The organism is Pseudomonas sp. DCA-1 (assembly GCF_046523955.1).
In the GTDB taxonomy this organism is placed as follows: domain Bacteria; phylum Pseudomonadota; class Gammaproteobacteria; order Pseudomonadales; family Pseudomonadaceae; genus Aquipseudomonas; species Aquipseudomonas putida_Y.
In genome coordinates this window covers 5,262,538-5,280,125 of record NZ_CP169881.1, presented here as the reverse complement: position 1 = coordinate 5,280,125, position 17,588 = coordinate 5,262,538, and the positions used below count along the sequence as shown (strand labels likewise).

Annotated in this window: 17 protein-coding genes; all 17 read right to left on the bottom strand. The window is 64.3% G+C overall.

The window, feature by feature from the left end:
* Window positions 1–39: 39 nt before the first annotated feature.
* Window positions 40–555 (bottom strand): GNAT family N-acetyltransferase, encoded by a 516-nt coding sequence (locus ACE4QZ_RS24890; protein WP_021784431.1) that lies wholly within the window; start codon window positions 553–555, stop codon window positions 40–42.
* 31 nt (window positions 556–586) lie between these two features.
* Complete coding sequence (urtE, locus tag ACE4QZ_RS24885; RefSeq protein ID WP_003249634.1) at window positions 587–1,285, bottom strand: urea ABC transporter ATP-binding subunit UrtE; 699 nt, start codon at window positions 1,283–1,285, stop codon at window positions 587–589.
* Between the two features lie 138 nt (window positions 1,286–1,423).
* The gene (gene urtD, locus ACE4QZ_RS24880; protein WP_021784430.1) at window positions 1,424–2,281 is read right to left on the bottom strand and encodes an urea ABC transporter ATP-binding protein UrtD; all 858 of its coding nucleotides are present in this window, start codon (window positions 2,279–2,281) and stop codon (window positions 1,424–1,426) included.
* Complete coding sequence (urtC, locus tag ACE4QZ_RS24875) at window positions 2,278–3,357, bottom strand: urea ABC transporter permease subunit UrtC (protein WP_021784429.1); 1,080 nt, start codon at window positions 3,355–3,357, stop codon at window positions 2,278–2,280. Before urtC ends, urtD begins: the two co-directional genes overlap by 4 nt.
* On the bottom strand, window positions 3,357–4,844 hold the full coding sequence (gene urtB / locus ACE4QZ_RS24870) for an urea ABC transporter permease subunit UrtB (protein WP_021784428.1): 1,488 nt from the start codon (window positions 4,842–4,844) through the stop codon (window positions 3,357–3,359). The genes urtC and urtB overlap by 1 nt, the downstream gene beginning before the upstream one ends.
* Window positions 4,845–4,982: 138 nt before the next feature.
* Window positions 4,983–6,248: an urea ABC transporter substrate-binding protein gene (gene urtA, locus ACE4QZ_RS24865; RefSeq protein WP_003249642.1), complete on the bottom strand. Its 1,266-nt coding sequence runs from the start codon at window positions 6,246–6,248 to the stop codon at window positions 4,983–4,985.
* A 187-nt stretch (window positions 6,249–6,435) separates the two neighbouring features.
* Entirely contained in the window at window positions 6,436–7,842 is a 1,407-nt protein-coding gene (cycA, locus tag ACE4QZ_RS24860) for a D-serine/D-alanine/glycine transporter (RefSeq protein ID WP_021784427.1), read from the bottom strand.
* Window positions 7,843–8,063: 221 nt separating this feature from the next.
* A complete protein-coding gene (locus tag ACE4QZ_RS24855) occupies window positions 8,064–9,431 on the bottom strand; it encodes a PepSY-associated TM helix domain-containing protein (protein WP_021784426.1) in 1,368 nt (455 codons plus the stop codon).
* Between the two features lie 55 nt (window positions 9,432–9,486).
* A complete protein-coding gene (locus ACE4QZ_RS24850) occupies window positions 9,487–11,553 on the bottom strand; it encodes a TonB-dependent copper receptor (protein ID WP_279934981.1) in 2,067 nt (688 codons plus the stop codon).
* A gap of 66 nt (window positions 11,554–11,619) precedes the next feature.
* A complete protein-coding gene (locus ACE4QZ_RS24845; RefSeq protein WP_101196734.1) occupies window positions 11,620–12,051 on the bottom strand; it encodes a DUF2946 domain-containing protein in 432 nt (143 codons plus the stop codon).
* Between the two features lie 22 nt (window positions 12,052–12,073).
* Window positions 12,074–12,559 (bottom strand): copper chaperone PCu(A)C, encoded by a 486-nt coding sequence (locus ACE4QZ_RS24840; RefSeq protein ID WP_103463098.1) that lies wholly within the window; start codon window positions 12,557–12,559, stop codon window positions 12,074–12,076.
* 47 nt (window positions 12,560–12,606) lie between these two features.
* On the bottom strand, window positions 12,607–12,996 hold the full coding sequence (locus ACE4QZ_RS24835; RefSeq protein WP_021784422.1) for a DUF2946 domain-containing protein: 390 nt from the start codon (window positions 12,994–12,996) through the stop codon (window positions 12,607–12,609).
* A 121-nt stretch (window positions 12,997–13,117) separates the two neighbouring features.
* Window positions 13,118–13,972 (bottom strand): SPFH domain-containing protein, encoded by an 855-nt coding sequence (locus ACE4QZ_RS24830; RefSeq protein ID WP_021784421.1) that lies wholly within the window; start codon window positions 13,970–13,972, stop codon window positions 13,118–13,120.
* 26 nt (window positions 13,973–13,998) lie between these two features.
* Window positions 13,999–14,436: an NfeD family protein gene (locus ACE4QZ_RS24825; RefSeq protein WP_021784420.1), complete on the bottom strand. Its 438-nt coding sequence runs from the start codon at window positions 14,434–14,436 to the stop codon at window positions 13,999–14,001.
* Between the two features lie 128 nt (window positions 14,437–14,564).
* A complete protein-coding gene (locus tag ACE4QZ_RS24820) occupies window positions 14,565–15,284 on the bottom strand; it encodes a cobalt-precorrin-6A reductase (protein WP_028697869.1) in 720 nt (239 codons plus the stop codon).
* A complete protein-coding gene (locus ACE4QZ_RS24815; RefSeq protein ID WP_103463096.1) occupies window positions 15,281–16,375 on the bottom strand; it encodes a cobalt-precorrin-5B (C(1))-methyltransferase in 1,095 nt (364 codons plus the stop codon). Before ACE4QZ_RS24815 ends, ACE4QZ_RS24820 begins: the two co-directional genes overlap by 4 nt.
* A complete protein-coding gene (locus tag ACE4QZ_RS24810; RefSeq protein WP_021784417.1) occupies window positions 16,368–17,579 on the bottom strand; it encodes a bifunctional cobalt-precorrin-7 (C(5))-methyltransferase/cobalt-precorrin-6B (C(15))-methyltransferase in 1,212 nt (403 codons plus the stop codon). Before ACE4QZ_RS24810 ends, ACE4QZ_RS24815 begins: the two co-directional genes overlap by 8 nt.
* Window positions 17,580–17,588 lie beyond the last annotated feature (9 nt).

The following is a 17,588-nucleotide window of genomic DNA, read 5'->3' as shown; positions in this document are numbered from 1 at the left end:
TGGGGGCGACACAAGGCCGCTCCCACAATGGACCGCATTTCAGGCCGGTTCGGCGCCCGGGTTCAGCACCAGCTGCATGAAGGTCAGATCCAGCCAGCGGCCAAACTTCACCCCCACCTGCGGCATCTGTCCGGTCACCACGAAGCCCAGTCGCTCATGCAGGCGCACCGACGCTGCATTGCCACGCTCGATCGCTGCCACCATCACATGCTTGCCACACCCGCGCGCGCGCTCGACCAGTGCCGCCATCAACACCGGCCCGAGCCCTTTGCCACGCTGGTCACTGCGGACGTACACCGAGTGCTCAACGGTCAGGCGAAAGCCCTCGAACGGCCGCCAGTCGCCGAACGAGGCATACCCCAGTACGCCCGTCTCATCTGTAGCTACCAAAATCGGGTAGCCCTGCTGCGCCCGCGCTTCAAACCAGGTCTGGCGGTTGCCGAGGTCTACCGGGTTTTCGTTCCAGATCGCCGTGGTGTTGAGCACCGCGTCGTTGTAGATGTCGAGTATGCCTGGCACATCGGTGGGCAGGGCATCGCGGATTTCGTAGCTCATGACAGCGTCTCGCAAGGTCGTTGCTCGCAGATTAAATGGTTACCAGCCCGCGTACACCTTCGGCTTGCATGTTTTCGCCGCGACCGCGCTGGATGATTTCGCCGCGGGCCATGACCAGGTACTGGTCAGCCAGTGCTTCGGCGAAGTCGTAGAACTGCTCCACCAGCAAAATTGCCATGTCGCCACGCTCGGCCAGGCGGCGGATGACCGCTCCGATCTCCTTGATCACCGACGGCTGGATGCCTTCGGTCGGCTCGTCGAGAATCAGCAGGCGCGGGCGGCTGGCCAGGGCGCGGCCGATGGCCAGCTGTTGCTGCTGGCCGCCAGAGAGGTCGCCACCACGGCGCTGCTTCATCTGCTCCAGCACAGGGAACAGTTCGTAGATGAAGGCCGGTACCTCGCGGGCTTCGCGGGCGGGGAAGCGCGACAGGCCCATCAGCAGGTTTTCCTCGACGGTGAGGCGCGGGAAGATTTCGCGGCCCTGGGGCACGTAGGCGATGCCGGCCTGCACCCGTTGCTGTGGTTTGAACGCGGTGATCGGCTTGCCTTCCCATTCGATGCTGCCGTCGCGGGCGGGCACCAGGCCCATCAGGCAGCGCAGCAAGGTGGTCTTGCCCACGCCGTTACGGCCCAGCAGGCAGGTCACTTCGCCGACCTTGGCTTCGAAGGACAGGCCACGCAGGATGTGGCTGCCGCCGTAGTACTGGTGCAGGGTGTCGATCTTGAGCATGTGAGAGTTCCTGAAAGGGATGCTGTGCCTGTGCCCGCCTTTTCGCTACAGGAGGCGTAATGCCATGGGGCGGTTCCCGTTGTAGGAGCGGGCTTGCCCGCGAAGAGGCCGGCACAGGCGCCAAAAATTCAAATCCGGTCAACGGCCCAGATACACCTCGACCACCCGCTCATCCGCCTGCACCTGCTCCAGCGAGCCTTCCGCCAGCACGCTCCCCTGGTGCAGCACGGTCACATGGTCGGCAATGCTGCCGACAAAGCCCATGTCATGTTCCACCACCATCAGCGAATGCTTGCCGGCCAGGCCCTTGAACAGCTCGGCGGTAAACTCGGTCTCGGCATCGGTCATGCCGGCTACCGGTTCATCCAGCAGCAGCAGTTGCGGCTCCTGCACCAGCAGCATGCCGATCTCCAGAAACTGCTTCTGCCCGTGCGACAGCAAGCCGGCCTGGCGCTGGGCCAGCGGCAGCAGGCGCAAGGTGGCCAGCACTTCCTCGATGCGCTGGCGCTGGTCACCGCTAAGGCGCGCCGCCAGGCTGGCCCATACCGACTTGTCGGTCTTCAGCGCCAGTTCCAGGTTCTCGAATACGGTCAGCGCCTCGAACACTGTGGGCTTCTGGAACTTGCGGCCAATGCCGGCCTGGGCGATCTGGTATTCGCTCATGCGGGTCAGGTCGAGGGTATCGCCGAAGTAAGCCGTGCCGCTGTCGGGACGAGTCTTGCCGGTGATTACGTCCATCATCGTGGTCTTGCCGGCGCCGTTGGGGCCGATGATGCAGCGCAGCTCGCCCACCCCGATGTACAGGTTCAGCGTGTTGAGCGCCTTGAAACCATCGAAGCTGACGCTGATGTCTTCCAGGCTCAGCACCGTACCGTGGCGGGTGTCGAGGCCGGCCTTGCGGCTGTGGCCCAGGCCAATGGCATCGCGCCCGGCACCGAGGTTGTCGAATACCGGTTCCAGCATGAATTCCGGGTGGACTGGGGGCACGCCTCTCATGGCTGGCTCCTTTTCTTCAACAGGCCGACCACGCCCTTGGGCAGGTACAGGGTGACGAGGATGAACAACGCGCCGAGGAAGAACAGCCAGAACTCGGGGAAGGCCACGGTGAACCAGCTTTTCATGCCATTGACCAGACCGGCACCGAGCAGTGGGCCGATCAGCGTGCCGCGCCCGCCCAAGGCTACCCAGACGGCGGCTTCGATCGAGTTGGTCGGCGACATCTCGCTGGGGTTGATGATGCCCACCTGCGGCACGTACAGCGCACCGGCCAGGCCGCACAGCACGGCGCTCAGTACCCATACCAGCAGCTTGAAGCCGCGCGGGTCGTAGCCACAGAACATCATGCGGTTTTCAGCGTCACGCACGGCGGTGAGCAGGCGGCCGAACTTGCTGCGGGTCAGGCGCCAGCACAGGTACAGGCTGGCCAGCAGCAGGGCCACGGTCAGCAGGAACAACACCGCGCGTGTGCCTTGGGCCGCAATGTCGAAGCCGAGGATGGTGCGGAAGCTGGTGAAGCCGTTGTTACCGCCGAAGCCGGTTTCGTTGCGGAAGAACAGCAGCATGCCGGCAAAGGTCAGGGCCTGGGTCATGATCGAGAAGTACACGCCCTTGATCCGCGAGCGGAAGGCGAACCAGCCGAACACCAGCGCCAGCAGCCCGGGCGCCAGCACCACCAGGCACAGGGCCCAGGCGAAATGCTGGGTACCGGCCCAGTACCAAGGCAGCTCGGTCCACGACAGAAAGGCCATGAACCCGGGCAGGCCGTCGCCGGCTGCCTGCCGCATCAGGTACATGCCCATGGCATAGCCGCCCAAGGCGAAGAACAGGCCATGGCCCAGCGACAGCAGCCCGGCATAGCCCCAGACCAGGTCCAGGGCCAGGGCGACGATGGCGTAGCAGAGAATCTTGCCGACCAGGGTCAGGGTGTAGGCCGACACCTGCAGGGCGTGGTCTGCCGGCAGCAGTGAGCACAGTGGCAAGGCCACCAGCAGCAGGACGACGACGGCGCCGATGGCAAGGGTCAGGCGCGGGCCCGCCTTTTGCGTAGCAGTGACAAGCAGTGGCTGGTTCATCAGTCGATTACCCGTCCCTTGAGGGCGAACAGGCCTTGCGGGCGTTTCTGGATGAACAGAATGATCAACGCAAGGATGAGGATCTTGCCGAGCACGGCACCGATCTGCGGCTCCAGCAGCTTGTTGGCGATGCCCAGGCCGAACGCGGCCCAGAGGCTACCGGCCAACTGCCCGACGCCGCCGAGCACCACCACCAGGAACGAGTCGATGATGTAGCTCTGGCCCAGGTCCGGGCCGACATTGCCCACCTGGCTCAAGGCCACGCCACCGAGCCCGGCGATACCCGAGCCAAGGCCAAAGGCGAGCATGTCGACGCGCCCGGTGGACACGCCGCAGCAGGCGGCCATGTTGCGGTTCTGGGTGACTGCGCGCACGTTCAGGCCCAACCGGGTACGGTTGAGCAGCAGCCAGGTGAGCAGCACCACGGCCAGGGCGAAGCCGATGATGACCAGGCGGTTGTACGGCAGCACCAGGTTGGGCAGCAGCTGGATGCCACCGGACAGCCAGGCCGGGTTGCTCACCTCGACGTTCTGCGCACCGAAAAGCAGGCGGATGGCCTGGATCAGGATCAGGCTGATGCCCCAGGTGGCCAGCAGGGTTTCCAGTGGGCGGCCGTACAGGTGGCGGATCACCGTGCGCTCCAGCGCCATGCCTACCCCGGCACTGACAGCAAACGCCACCGGCAGTGCAATCAGCGGGTAGAACTCGATGGCGCCTGGGGCGAAACGCTGCAGCAGTACCTGGACCATGTAGGTGCTGTAGGCGCCGAGCATCAACATTTCGCCATGGGCCATGTTGATCACCCCGAGCAGGCCGAAGGTGATCGCAAGGCCCAGCGCTGCCAGCAGCAGGACCGAACCCAGCGACAGGCCGCTGAAGGCCTGGCCGAGCAGTTCGCCGACCAGCAGTTTGCGTTTGACCTGGGCCAGGCTCGTTTCGGCGGCTGTACGCACGCCCGGGTCGCGTTCCGCATCGGGCTGCAGCAGGGCTTCGAGGCGGGTGCGGGCCAGCGGGTCGCCGGTTTCACCCAGCAGGCGCACGGCGGCCAGGCGTACCGCAGGCTCGCTGGCGCCCAGTTGCAGGTTGGCCAGTGCCAGGCCGAGGGCGGCCTGCACGGCGGCGTCCGGCTCGCTGGCGAAGCGCCGGTCAAGGAAGGCCATTTGCGCGGGTTTTGCGGTTTTTTGCAGTTGTTGTGCGGCGGCCAGGCGGGTGTCGCTGTTGTCGCTGAGCAACTGATGGCTAGCCAGGGCGTTGTTGATCAGGCCGCGCAGGCGGTTGTTCAGGCGTACCTTGCGCGTGTCATCGGTGGCGATGCGGCCCTGGCGCAGGTTTTCCAGTAGCGGCAGGCGCGTGGCATCGGGTTGCGCCGCCCAGCCTTCGAGCAGGCGGGCCTGCTCGGCGGGCTTGGCGGTGAGAAAGAATTCACCCTCGCTGGCGTGGGTTGCCAAGGGCATTAGCAGGAGAAGTGTGAGCAGGAGTCTGAGCATGCGGGCAATCCTGGAAATCGGTGTTGGATTCTTCGCGGGTGAACCCGCTCCTACAGGGATTTCACCGGTCCAGAGGGCAGTGGGGATCCTGTGGGAGCGGGCAAGCTCGCGAATGGGCTGCAAAGCAGCCCCATGCACTCAGTTACCTTTCACGGCGTAATCTGGCCGCTTGTCATTGCCCGGAATGAACGGGCTCCATGGCTGCGCCCGCAGTGGCTGCTCGGTTTCCCACACTACGCTGAACTGCCCGTCATCCTGAATCTCGCCGATCATCACCGGCTTGTGCAGGTGGTGGTTGGTCTTGTCCATGGTCAGGGTGAAGCCCGACGGTGCCTCGAAGCTCTGCCCGGCAAGCGCTTCACGCACCTTGTCGACGTCGGTGGACTTGGCTTTTTCCACCGCTTGCGCCCACATGTGGATGCCTACGTAGGTGGCTTCCATGGGGTCGTTGGTCACGGCCTTGTCGGCACCCGGCAGGCCCTTGGCCTTGGCGTAGGCCTTCCAGTCGGCGACAAATTTCTGGTTGACCGGGTTATCCACCGATTCGAAGTAGTTCCATGCCGCCAAGTGGCCCACCAGCGGTTTGGTGTCGATGCCGCGCAGTTCCTCCTCGCCCACCGAGAAGGCCACCACCGGCACGTCGGTGGCCTTCAGTCCCTGGTTGGCCAGTTCCTTGTAGAACGGCACGTTGGAGTCACCATTGACTGTGGAAATGACAGCGGTCTTGCCGCCGGCGGAGAACTTTTTGATGCTGGCGACAATGGTCTGGTAATCAGCGTGGCCGAACGGCGTGTACACCTCTTCGATGTCCTTGTCGGCCACGCCTTTGCTGTGCAGGAATGCGCGCAGGATCTTGTTGGTAGTGCGCGGGTAGACGTAGTCGGTGCCCAACAGGAAGAAGCGCTTGGCGCTGCCGCCGTCCTCGCTCATCAGGTATTCCACGGCCGGGATGGCCTGCTGGTTCGGGGCGGCGCCCGTGTAGAACACGTTCGGCGACATTTCTTCGCCCTCGTACTGCACCGGGTAGAACAGCAGGCCGTTGAGTTCTTCGAATACCGGCAGAACGGACTTGCGCGACACGGAGGTCCAGCAGCCGAACACCACGGCCACTTTGTCCTGGGTCAGCAGTTGGCGGCTCTTTTCAGCGAACAGCGGCCAGTTGGAAGCCGGGTCGACCACCACCGGTTCCAGCATCTTGCCGTTCACGCCACCCTTGGCGTTGATCTGCTCGATGGTCATCAGCGCCATGTCCTTGAGCGATGTCTCGGAAATGGCCATGGTCCCGGAAAGCGAATGCAGGATACCGACCTTGATGGTCTCGGCGGCCTGGATACTCCAGCTCAGGCCCATCGCCGCAATCGATGCGCTGAGGGTAAGGGCCTTGATCAGACTGCGACGCTTCATGTGCTCTCTCCGCTGAGTTTTTTATGGTGTTGGGCAAGCGGGGAGGGCGTTGCAAGGGGTGTGCCTAGTGGAGAAAGGTGCGGGATAGAGGGGTTGTGCGAGGTGTTGGGGCGTTGGTTGGATCCAGGTTGGTGCCTGATGGATTTGTGTGCACAGGATTGGGGCTGCAGAGCAGCCCCAGAGGCCATCAGCCGTTACGCACTGCCGTGCGCGGATGACGCTTGCTGCGCACACCCTGATAGGTCACCGCCAGCAATACAAACCAGATCGGCGTTACCACCAGCGCTGAACGCGTATCCGCCTCCAGGCTCAGCAGCACCAGGATGAACGCAAAGAACGACAGGCACACGTAGCACATGAAGCGCCCGCCCGGCATCTTGTAGTTCGAGGCCTGATGCAGCGCCGCGCGGTTTTTGCGGTACTTCAGGTACGACAGCAGGATCAGCGTCCACACGAACATGAACAGCACCGCCGAGACGGTGGTGACCAGGGTGAACGCCTCGACCACGTTCGGCACCAGGTAGATCAGCACCGCACCGAGCAACAGGCAGGTGCACGAGAAGTACAGGCCGTTGGCCGGCACCGAACGGCTCGACAGTTTTTCGAAGGCCTTGGGCGCGTCACCTTCCTGCGACAGGCCGTAGAGCATGCGGCTGGTGGAGAATACGCCGCTGTTGGCCGACGAGGCCGCTGAGGTCAGCACCACGAAGTTGATGATGCTCGCCGCCGCTGGCAGGCCTGCCAGCACGAACAACTCAACGAACGGGCTCTTGCCTGGCACCACGTCGCGCCACGGGGTTACGGCCATGATCGCGATCAGCGCCAGCACATAAAACACGATGATACGGATCGGGATCGAGTTGATCGCCCGCGGCAGGGTGCGTTCCGGGTTCTTCGCTTCGGCGGCGGTGGTACCCACCAGCTCGATGCCGACGAAGGCGAACACGGCGATCTGGAAACCGGCGAAGAAACCCATCAGGCCATGGGGGAACATGCCGCCATCATTCCACAGGTTGGCCAGTTGGGCGGTGCGCCCGCTGGGCGAGGTGAAGCCGGTGATGACCATGTACAGGCCGGTGGCAACCAGGCCAAGGATGGCCACGATCTTGACCAGGGCAAACCAGAACTCCAGTTCGCCGAACATTTTTACGGTTACCAGGTTCAGCGACAGCAGCAACCCTACGCAGGTCAGCGCTGGAATCCACTGCGGCAGGTCGGGGAACCAGAACTGCGTGTAGGCGGCGATCGCGACCACATCGGCAATGCCGGTGACCACCCAGCAGAACCAGTAGGTCCAGCCGGTAAAGTAGCCGGCCCAAGGGCCGAGCAGGTCCGCGGAGAAGTCGATGAACGATTTGTAGTTCAGGTTCGACAGCAGCAGTTCGCCCATGGCGCGCATGACGAAGAACAGCATGAAGCCGATAATCATGTAGACGAAGATGATGGATGGCCCAGCCAGGCTGATGGTTTTGCCCGAGCCCATGAACAGGCCGGTACCGATCGCGCCGCCGATGGCGATCAGCTGGATGTGGCGGTTGGTCAGGTTGCGTTGCAGGTGCGGTTCATCTGTCGCTATGGGTGAGGTTTGCGTCATAGGCTGCATTCCCTTGTAAAGGCCAGTCTTCTTGTCAGAGGTAGCCGGCTAGGCTAACACGCGCGTTCCAGTTCGGGGCGCGACAGATCGACTCTCCATTTGCAGCTCAGCATTTGGCCTGTACCGGCCTCTTCGCGGGTAAACCCGCCCCTACAAAGGCAACGCGGTCCCCTGTAGGAGCGGGTTTACCCGCGAAGAGGCCAGCACAGGCAACACAAGGCTCAAGCGCTGGCCAAGACCCTGCGGCGCCTCACCACCAAACTATCCACCCCCCACATCACCACCATCGACACCCCTACCAGCGGGAACATCACCCCCAGCACCAGCATCACTGCCACCGCCGCCTTCCAGCGTGGCAGGTCATGACGCAAAGGCGGTACGCCCAGGCCGCCGTCCGGCCGGCGCTTCCACCACATCACCAGCCCGCTCACCGAACCCAGCAGGATCATCAGGCACACCAGCAGGATGATGATCTGGTTCAGCGGCCCGAACATCTTGCCTTCGTGCAGCATCACGCCCAGCTCGGTGGCGCGGGCAACCGGGCTGTAGTCGTGCCAGCGCACATCGGCCAGAACCTTGCCGGTGTATTGGTCGACATGCAGGGTGGCGTCGTTGCGCGGGTCATCGGCGAACACGGCAATGGTGAACACGCCGCCGGCAGTGGTGGGCAGAGTAATGCTGTAGCCCGGCTCGACCTGACGCGAGGTGGCAATGTCTTCGACTTGCTGCAAGCTCACCAGGGGCGCTGCGGGCATGTCCGACATCATGTGGTGCCCGGCATGCTCAGCGTGTGCACCGGACTGCGGCATCGGCGTGTTTTCCATGGCCCAGGGCACAGTCTGACGGTGCGCGCTGTTCAGTTCACGCGCCTGCTGGTCCGACTTGGGCACGTCGTTCCACATGGCTGCCGGGAAGCGGTTCCACAAATCAGCGTACTGCTTGCCCCACAGGCCGGTCCAGGTCATGCCGCTGAGCAGCATCAACAACAGCAAGGCCGAACCCCAAAAGCCGGTTACCGCGTGCAGGTCACGCCACAGCAGTCGGCCGCGTGCCGACAGCCGCGGCCAAAGCACGCCGGCGCCATTGCGCCCGCGCGGCCACCACAGGTACAGGCCCGATACCACCAGCACGATGCCCCAGCCCGCAGCCAGTTCCACCAGCCGGTCGCCGACCGTGCCGACCATCAGTTCGCCGTGCAGGGCGCGGGCGACGGCCTGCAGGTTCTGCTTGCCGTCCTGCTCACCGAGGACCTTGCCGCTGTATGGGTCGACGAACACGTTCAGTTCACGCCCGCCGTCCTGCACCACGAACTGCGCACTACGCTCTGCATTCAGTGGCGGCAGGTATTGGCTGATGTGGCCCTTGGGGTAGGCCTGGCGCACTTCAGCCAGCATCATGTCTGCGCCCTGGCGGTGGTGGCCGGCCTCGACCACCATCAGATCGCGGTACAGCAGCGGGTCGAGCTGGGGCTTGAACAGGTAGATGATGCCGGTGATTGCCAGCAGGATCATGAACGGGGCCACGAAAAGCCCTGCATAGAAATGCCAACGCCAGGCCAGGTTATAGAATGAGACGCGTGTTCCTCTCATGGGAACCTCCTTTTTGACCAGCTGAGGGGCGCAACCGAAGCTGCGCCCGTTGTTGTCAGAAGCTGAAGTCGACCTTGGTCCAGAAGGTCCTGCCTGGCTCGTTGACCGGCTGTGGATCTGTAGCCGGGTAGCCAAACCCGGCGTTCCCGGCCAGGTTCAAGTGCTCGGCGTAGGTTTTGTCGAACAGGTTGTCGACCCCTGCGCTGAGCTTGAGGTTGTTGTTCACCTTGTAGGCGCCGTTCAGGGAGAACACGCCGAAGCCGGCGCTCTTGTCGTAGTCCTTGCCAACGACGTTCCCTTGGTTTTCGGCAATGCGGTTTTGCGCCGCCACCAGCCGCCACAGTGCGCCGACGCTCCACACATCGCGGCTGTACGTCAGGCCCATGCGGCTTTCCAGGGGAGGCATTTGAGGTAGCGCTTTGCCATCGCTGCTGTTCTTGCCCCAAGCGTAGGCAAGCGTGGCGTCGGCCTTCCAGTTTTCAGTCAGCTGGTAGGCGGCGCCCAGTTCGCCACCCATGATGCGGGCGTCGATGTTCTGCGCCTGCGAGGTGCTCATGCCCATCATGCCAGTGCGATAGTCGAACAGGATGTAGTCGCGAATCTGCCCGACATAGCCCGAAGCCCAGGCCTCCAGGCGTTCAGTGCGGTACTGGATGCCGAAGTCGAGCTGGGTGGTTTTTTCTGGCTTGATGCTGTCGAAGGCATTGGCCGAGCCGGGTGGTGCCAGCTTGGGTGAGAACAGCTCCCAGTAGTCGGGGAAGCGCTGGGCATGGCCGAGGCCGATGTAGGTGGTGGCCGGGATGGCCGCCAGGTCGTGCTCGTAACGGATGAAGCCGCTTGGCAGGGTATCGGCGCGGGTGTCGCCTTCGGTGGCGCTCGTTTTGCGGAAGTCGCGCGCCGAGGCGCGGTCCAGACGGGCGCCGGTAATCAAGCGGTCCTCACCGCTGACGTACCAGGTCAGTTCGCTGAAGGCGCCGTAGTTGTGGAAGTCGGCGTCCTTGGTCCAGGCCTGGCCCTTGTGTGCGTCCACACCTATACCGCCACGCTGTCGATGTTCATTGGTTTGCGCGTCGATGCCGCTGATCAGCTGCACGTCGGCCCAGCGCCAGGTGGCTTTGATGCGTGCCCCCATGGTGCGGCGGTCGACGTTGCTGACCATCGGCATGCCCATCATGCCGGTGCCCGACGGTGTGCGAAGGCTGTAGTTGTCCATCACATGGTCGGCGTAGTTGTAGTAGACCTGCGCCTCGACCTTGTCGAGCACCTCGCCGAGGTTGGACTTCTCAAAGCGCAGGCCCAGGCTTTCGCGCTTGAACTGCGAGCCGTCCATGCCGCGCCCGGCGTACCGGGCTTCGCCATCACCCTTGCCGGCAGTCAGCTCCAGCAATGTGTCCTGGTCGGGAGTCCAACCGAGAGCGACATCGCCGTTCCACTTGTCCCAGCGCGACGGCACGGTGTCGTTGTTGCCGTCGTGGTAGTCATCCGAACGTGACTGGTTGCCGACGAAGCGGGCGTAGGCCTGACTGTTGCCGGCCGCGGCATCCAGCACCTTGTCGAAGCGGCCGTTGGAGCCGGCCAGCAGGCTTGCGTTGACGCGGCTGCCGAGGGTGCCGAATTTCTCCGGTTCGCGCTCGAAGAGGATGGTGCCTGCCGAGCCGCCGGGGCCCCAGATGACGCTCTGCGGGCCTTTGATCACGGTCAGGCGGTCATAGGTTTCTGGCGAAATATAGGACGTGGGCGCGTCCATGCGATTGGGGCAGGCCCCAAGCATCAGGCCTCCGTTGGTGAGGATGTTCAGACGCGAGCCGAACATGCCGCGCAATACCGGGTCGCCGTTGGTACCGCCGGCACGGATTGCCGAGAAGCCGGGGATGGTCTTCAGGTAGTCGGCTCCGTCGCTGGCCGGCACTGGCTGGCGCGGGTCTTTCGGGTTGGTGACCACGGTCAGCGGCGAACTCGGGGCCACGGCGGTGATCACCGTCGGGCTCAACTCGGGTGCGTCGTGCACATGGCCTTCATGGCCAGGGTCGGCGGCAAGGGCCATGGGGGCGAGCAGCGAGCCGCACAGGGCGGCGATGGTCCCACGCAGGGACAAGGCAAAAACAGGGGTGCAGCCGGACATAATGATTCCAGTCGATCAGTCATGAGTTAGCGCGAAGCCTCCTGGCGTCGTGCGCAAAATGTGGTTTCAGACGTTGATCGAAGAAGGCGGGGCGCGGCTGCGCGCACCGGGGAATACAGCCTGCCGGGCATGGCCCTGGTGCGTTGGCGCAAGCAGGTGGCTGGTGGGGACGATGCTGCCGGCGCTGAGCGGGCTGAGGGTCTGGGGCAGGGCCGGGCAATTGAACAACAGGCTGCAGTAACCGCACTTTTCCCACATCACATGCAGCTGGCCATCGCCGCCGTGGCCGTGATGGGTGTCACCGCCATGCTGATGGGCAGCCGCCATCGGCATGTCCATCGGCATGTTCATGCCCGCGTGGTGGTCCATCGGCATCGACTGGGAAATCAGCGGGCCGATGAAGATCATCCACATGGCGAACAGGCTCAGCCATCCGCCACCGGCGCGCCTGAATTCAGGGCGGGTGGTACGGCCGATGCGGTTGCGCGGCAGGCTCATGGCGAGTGCCTGTCAGCAGGTGTCAGTGTGCGTGTTCGTGGGCTTGCGACTGGTCCGCTGGCGCCTGCTTCTGCACGGCCACTTCGACGGTGATATCGCCGGCCTTTTCGAAGTGCAGGGTCAACGGGAAGCGCTTGCCGTCGCTGAGCAGGCTATTGTCCTTGGGCTGCATCAGCATCACGTGGTACGCGCCGGGGGCAAAGGTCAGGTCCTTGCCGGCAGGCACTACCACGCTGGGCACCTGTTGCATCTTCATGGCGCCGCTGGCGCTCATGGCATGCTCGTGCAGTTGCGCGTCATCGCTGATGGGGCTGTCCACGCTGAGCAGGCGGTCATCGGCCTGGCCATTGTTGTGCACCACGAAATATGCGGCGACGTTGGGCGCGTTGGGTGGCAGTTGCAGCGACCACGGGTGAGCAATATGCAGGTCACCCACGCTGTATTCGTGGGCGTTGGCAAAGGCGCCAGGCAGCAGCAGGGCGGCCATGACGAGGGCGTGCTTGAGCATGGTGAATCTCCGTTTCCGTTCTGGTTCAGGCAGACAGCGTGATGAACTCAGGTTAGCGGAGAGGCACGAGGGTTTAGCCCAGGCCAGAGCTGGCGCGGCGTAGGCTGGTACTTGGCAGGTGGCGGCAGCAGCCCGCCGAGCAGTGTCGGCGGGTTGTGCAACTGTGGCGGGTAGCTGGGCAGGGCCAGCAGCGGCACGGCACCGGAGCAGCACCAGCAGTTCATCATGCCGGCGCTGGCATCACTTTGCGGGCCGAGGTCGATCTTGGCCAAGGCCTGGACGTCGACGTTGGCCTTGTTGGCCATGCTGGAACAGAAAGCCCCCCACAGCAGCTGCTCGGCCGGGCCCTTGGGCGCAGCAGAGGACAGCGGCATGGCCAGCAGGTTGAACAGCACTGCAAGGCAGGCTATCCAGGCAATGTGCCGACGTGGGGGCATGGAGAGATCCGGTCAGGAATCGTGGTGGCTATTGTACGGCGGAGTATAGGTAAAAATGCCGGGGTGCGGTGAAGTGACGCAGGGGCCGGGTATCGGGGCTGCGCAGCCGCCCCTGGCATGCTCAAACCTTGCCACGCCCCATCAAGCCACGCACGGTCTCCTGCAGATCCGCGGGTAACACCACCACCTTGGCATTGCTGCTGCCCGCCAGGTTCTCCATCGCGCCCACATAGCGCTCGCCCAGCAGGTACATGGCCGGTACGGTCTCGTTGCCCACCGCTTCCTTCACCAGCGAAATCGCCCGCGCCGATGCCTCGGCCAGGCTGATCTGTGCCTCGGCATCCAGCCTGGCCGCCTGCAGGCGCGCTTCTGCTTCGAGGATTGCTGCCTGCTTGGCCCCTTCGGCACGGGTGACGTCGGCCTTGCGCTCACGCTCGGCCGCGGCCTGGCGTTCCATGGCCAGTTGCATGTTTTCCGAAGGTTTGATGTCTTGAATTTCCACCGAGCGCACGGTCACGCCCCAGTCTTCGGTCTGCTCGGACATTGCATCGCGCAGGCGGGCCTTGATCTGCTCGCGGCTGGACAGCGCCTCGTCGAGGTCCATTGCACCGACGATGGCGCGCAGCGAGGTCATGGTCAGGCTGGTGACGGCGAACGAGAAGTCCTGCACGCCATACGAGGCTTTCTGCGGGTCGACTACCTTGGCGAAACACAGGGCGTTGGCGACGATTACCGCGTTGTCCTTGGTGATGATTTCCTGCTGCTGCACATCGAGGATGATGTCCTTGGTCGGCAGGCGGTAGGCGACCACGTCCATGTAGGGGATGACGATGTTGAGGCCCGGCTTGAGGGTGTTGTTGTAGCGGCCCAGGCGTTCGACGATCCACTCCTCGCCCTGGGGCACGATGCGCACCCCCTTGAACACGGTGATCAGGACGAACAGGGCGATGGCGCCGACGACGATGAGGCTGGTCATGCTGCAAAATTCCTTTTAATGCGGATTCAGGCCCGGATAACACGGGCGGTGTTTCCCTCGATGGCGGTCAGGCGTACTCGCTCGCCGACGGCGATCTGGCTATCGGCGATGCAGGTCCACTCTTCGTTGCCGAGGATCGGCTTCTGGAAGCGTACGCGGCCCTTCTGAAACTCCGACACGGCAGCGGTCAGCAGGCCCACTTCGCCGATCACGCTATCGGCGGTCCAGCGCACATCCGGCTGCTTGCGCCGAAACACTTTGAACCACAGTACAGTGGTGGCCGACGACAGCAGTACCCACAGCAGGGCCTGCATGTCCAGTTGCAGGCTGGGTGCGGCGAGCGAGATAAGCGAGACCAGCACGGCGCCGATGCCGAACCAGAGTATGAAGAACGTTGGCAGGACCAGTTCAAGCAGGATCAGCGCGATGCCGAAGACCAGCCAGATCCACCATTGCATTTCCATATGGGTGAAACCTTCCGAGGGAGGGGCGTTGAGTTTAAGGCAGCAGGGCTGCAACAGGCCACTTGGTTAGTTGGAAGAAAAGTCTGAAATCGTTGTAGGAGCGCCTTTGGGCAGCGAAAAGGCAGCGCCTAAAGGGCGAGCGCTGTTGCCAGCTCCGCCAGTGAGTCGAATGTCCGGTCCACCTCCGGCAGCGTCGGACGTTTCAGGACAAGCACCGGCACGCCAAGCTCCCGCGCCACTTCCAGCTTCGGCTCGGTCGCCACACTGCCGCTGTTCTTGCTGATCAGCACATCGATGTAGCGGCGCTGGAACAACGCCCGCTCATCCTCGATATGGAACGGCCCACGTGCGCCAATCACTTCGCAGCGCTCGTTGCCAGGGCACGCCTCCAGCGCACGCAGGGTCCAGAACTGCTCCGGCGGAATCTCGTCCAGGTGCTGCAGCGGCTCGCGCCCCAGCGTGAACAGTGGCCTGCGGAACGGCTTCAGTGCTTCGATCAACCCTGCCCAGTCCTCGACTTCTCGCCAGTCGTCGCCTGCTTGTGCCTGCCAGGCGGGGCGACGCAAGGCCCAGCACGGGATGCCGGCGTTGCGTGCGGCGCTGGCGGCATTGCGGCTGATTTGCGCGGCATAGGGATGGGTGGCGTCGATCAGCAGGGTGATCCCTGCTTCGCGCAGGTAGCGGGTCAGGCCCTCGACACCGCCATAGCCCCCGACCCGGACCTGGCATTGCAAGCCCTGTGGCACGCGGCCGATACCGGCCAGGCTATAGACGTGTTGAGGCCCGAGCCGGCGGGCCATAGCCAGGGCTTCAGTGACCCCCCCCAGCAACAGGATGCGCGCGGTCATTGCACACCCGCCTGGCCGACGATGCCGCCTTGCCGGTCGATGGCGAACACTTCCACTTGCACCTGCGCCGACACGACGCTACGGGCAAAGGCCAGGGCGTGGGCACACACCGCGTCACCCAAGGCAATGCCGGCCGCATGAGCCAGGGCGAGCGCTTGCTGGCTGGTGTTGGCAGCAATGATGGCGGCCTGTAACGCTTCGTCAGCGCCAATGTCTGCGGCCCAACCGGCCAGTTGCGGCAAGTCGATGCTGGAGTGACGGCTGTGCAGGTCCATGTGCCCGGCGGCCAGTTTGCTGATCTTGCCGAAGCCGCCACACAGGGTCAGGCGTGGCACCGGTACCTTGCGCAGGTGCTTGAGCACCGCACCGACGAAATCGCCCATTTCGATCAGGGCGATTTCCGGCAGACCGTAGACGCGGCGCATGGTGTCTTCGCTGGCATTGCCGGTGCACGCGGCTATGTGTGTGTAGCCGTTGGTGTGGGCCACGTCGATGCCTTGGTGGATCGAGGCAATGTAGGCCGCGCAGGAGAACGGCCGGACGATTCCGCTGGTGCCGAGGATCGACAGCCCGCCGAGGATGCCCAGACGCGGGTTCATGGTTTTCAGGGCCAGTTGCTCGCCACCTTGCACATTGACCGTGACCTCGAAGCCGCCAAGGTAGCCGCACGCGTCGGCCAGGCGTTGCAGGTGCTCACTGATCATGCGCCGAGGTACCGGGTTGATGGCCGGTTCACCCACCGCCAGCACCAGCCCCGGCCGGGTCACCGTGCCCACGCCGCTGCCGGCGACAAAACCAATGCCAGGTTCCGCCAGCAGGCGCACCTGGCTATAGAGCAGGGCACCGTGGGTCACGTCCGGGTCGTCACCCGCATCCTTGAGGGTGCCGGCTTCGGCGTACTCGTCAGTCAGGCGGCAGAACTCCAGGCGCATCTGCACGACCTTGCCTTTGGGCAGGGTGATGTCCACCGCATCGTCACGCTGCCCGGTGAGCAGCAGCTTGGCCGCTGCCAGGCTGGTGGCGGTGGCGCAGCTGCCGGTGGTAAGGCCGCTGCGCAGAGGTGCGGGCTGTTCGCGGGTTTCTTCACGCATCGGCGGGTTTCAATACTTCCAGGAGGGTGATCGGCAGTGCCTGGCGCCAAGTGTCAAACGCACCCAAGGGCTGGGCATGAGCGACATGGATGCGGGTCAGCTCACCACCGTGCTGTTCGCGAAAATGCGCCAGGGCCAGTTCGCTTTGCAGGGTTACGGCGTTGGCCACCAGGCGGCCGCCGGGGCGCAGGCTTGCCCAGCACAGGTCCAGTACACCTTCGCGGGTAACGCCACCTCCGATGAAGATCGCATCCGGTTGCTCCAGGCCTTGCAGCGCCGCTGGCGCCTTGCCGCGAACCAGTTGCAGGCCAGGTACCCCCAACGTATCGCGGTTATGCTCGATCAAACCCTGGCGGCCTTCGTCGGCCTCGATGGCCAGGGCACGGCATGACGGATGGGCGCGCATCCATTCGATGCCGATCGAGCCGCAGCCCGCGCCCACATCCCACAACAGTTCGCCAGGCTGCGGTGCCAGGCGCGCCAGGGTGATGGCGCGGACATCACGCTTGGTCAACTGGCCATCGTGCCGGAATGCGGTGTCTGGCAGCCCGGCCAGCCGGTGCAGGCGGGGCGCATCGGGTGTAGCCAGGCATTCGATGGCTACCAGGTTGAGCGCCGCGATCCCGGTGTGCGGCCAGTCCTGGGCGGTGCCGGCCAGTGCACGTTCGTCCACGCCCCCCAGGTGCTCGAACACCTGCAGGCGGCTTGGGCCGAAGCCTTGCTCGCGCAGCTGCGCGGCAATTGCCGCCGGGCTGTCGCCATCGTTGCTCAGCACCAGCAGGCGCATGCCGCTGTGCAAGTGGGCATTGAGCGCTGCCAGGGGGCGGGCCACCAGCGACACCACCTGCAGGTCTTGCAGCGGCCAGCCCAGGCGGGCAGCGGCCAGGGCGCAGGAAGAGGGCATCGACAGCACGCGCATTTCTGCAGCAGGCACCTGGCGCGCCAGGCTGGCGCCGACGCCGTAGAACATGGGGTCGCCGCTGGCCAGCACGCACACCGGCTCGCCACGCAGGCTCAACACCGGGGCCAGCGAGAACGGGCTGGGCCAGGCCAGTTGTTCAGCGGTCACGCAACGTGGCAGCAAGGCCAACTGGCGCGGGCTGCCGAAGACCCGCCCAGCGCCCAGCAGGGCGCGTCGGGCTTGCTTGCCCAGGCCGCTGAAGCCGTCTTCACCGATGCCTACTACCGTCAGCCAGGGTGTCATGTATTTCAA

Coding starts and splice junctions, on each gene's coding strand:
- ACE4QZ_RS24890 (WP_021784431.1), bottom strand. CDS start 555: ATGAGCTACGAAATCCGCGATGCCCTGCCCACCGATGTGCCAGGCATA.
- ACE4QZ_RS24855 (WP_021784426.1), bottom strand. CDS start 9,431: ATGAGAGGAACACGCGTCTCATTCTATAACCTGGCCTGGCGTTGGCAT.
- ACE4QZ_RS24815 (WP_103463096.1), bottom strand. CDS start 16,375: ATGCGTGAAGAAACCCGCGAACAGCCCGCACCTCTGCGCAGCGGCCTT.
- ACE4QZ_RS24830 (WP_021784421.1), bottom strand. CDS start 13,972: ATGACCAGCCTCATCGTCGTCGGCGCCATCGCCCTGTTCGTCCTGATC.
- ACE4QZ_RS24825 (WP_021784420.1), bottom strand. CDS start 14,436: ATGGAAATGCAATGGTGGATCTGGCTGGTCTTCGGCATCGCGCTGATC.
- ACE4QZ_RS24835 (WP_021784422.1), bottom strand. CDS start 12,996: ATGCCCCCACGTCGGCACATTGCCTGGATAGCCTGCCTTGCAGTGCTG.
- ACE4QZ_RS24810 (WP_021784417.1), bottom strand. CDS start 17,579: ATGACACCCTGGCTGACGGTAGTAGGCATCGGTGAAGACGGCTTCAGC.
- ACE4QZ_RS24850 (WP_279934981.1), bottom strand. CDS start 11,553: ATGTCCGGCTGCACCCCTGTTTTTGCCTTGTCCCTGCGTGGGACCATC.
- ACE4QZ_RS24840 (WP_103463098.1), bottom strand. CDS start 12,559: ATGCTCAAGCACGCCCTCGTCATGGCCGCCCTGCTGCTGCCTGGCGCC.
- urtC (WP_021784429.1), bottom strand. CDS start 3,357: ATGAACCAGCCACTGCTTGTCACTGCTACGCAAAAGGCGGGCCCGCGC.
- urtB (WP_021784428.1), bottom strand. CDS start 4,844: ATGCTCAGACTCCTGCTCACACTTCTCCTGCTAATGCCCTTGGCAACC.
- urtA (WP_003249642.1), bottom strand. CDS start 6,248: ATGAAGCGTCGCAGTCTGATCAAGGCCCTTACCCTCAGCGCATCGATT.
- urtD (WP_021784430.1), bottom strand. CDS start 2,281: ATGAGAGGCGTGCCCCCAGTCCACCCGGAATTCATGCTGGAACCGGTA.
- urtE (WP_003249634.1), bottom strand. CDS start 1,285: ATGCTCAAGATCGACACCCTGCACCAGTACTACGGCGGCAGCCACATC.
- ACE4QZ_RS24820 (WP_028697869.1), bottom strand. CDS start 15,284: ATGACCGCGCGCATCCTGTTGCTGGGGGGGGTCACTGAAGCCCTGGCT.
- ACE4QZ_RS24845 (WP_101196734.1), bottom strand. CDS start 12,051: ATGAGCCTGCCGCGCAACCGCATCGGCCGTACCACCCGCCCTGAATTC.
- cycA (WP_021784427.1), bottom strand. CDS start 7,842: ATGACGCAAACCTCACCCATAGCGACAGATGAACCGCACCTGCAACGC.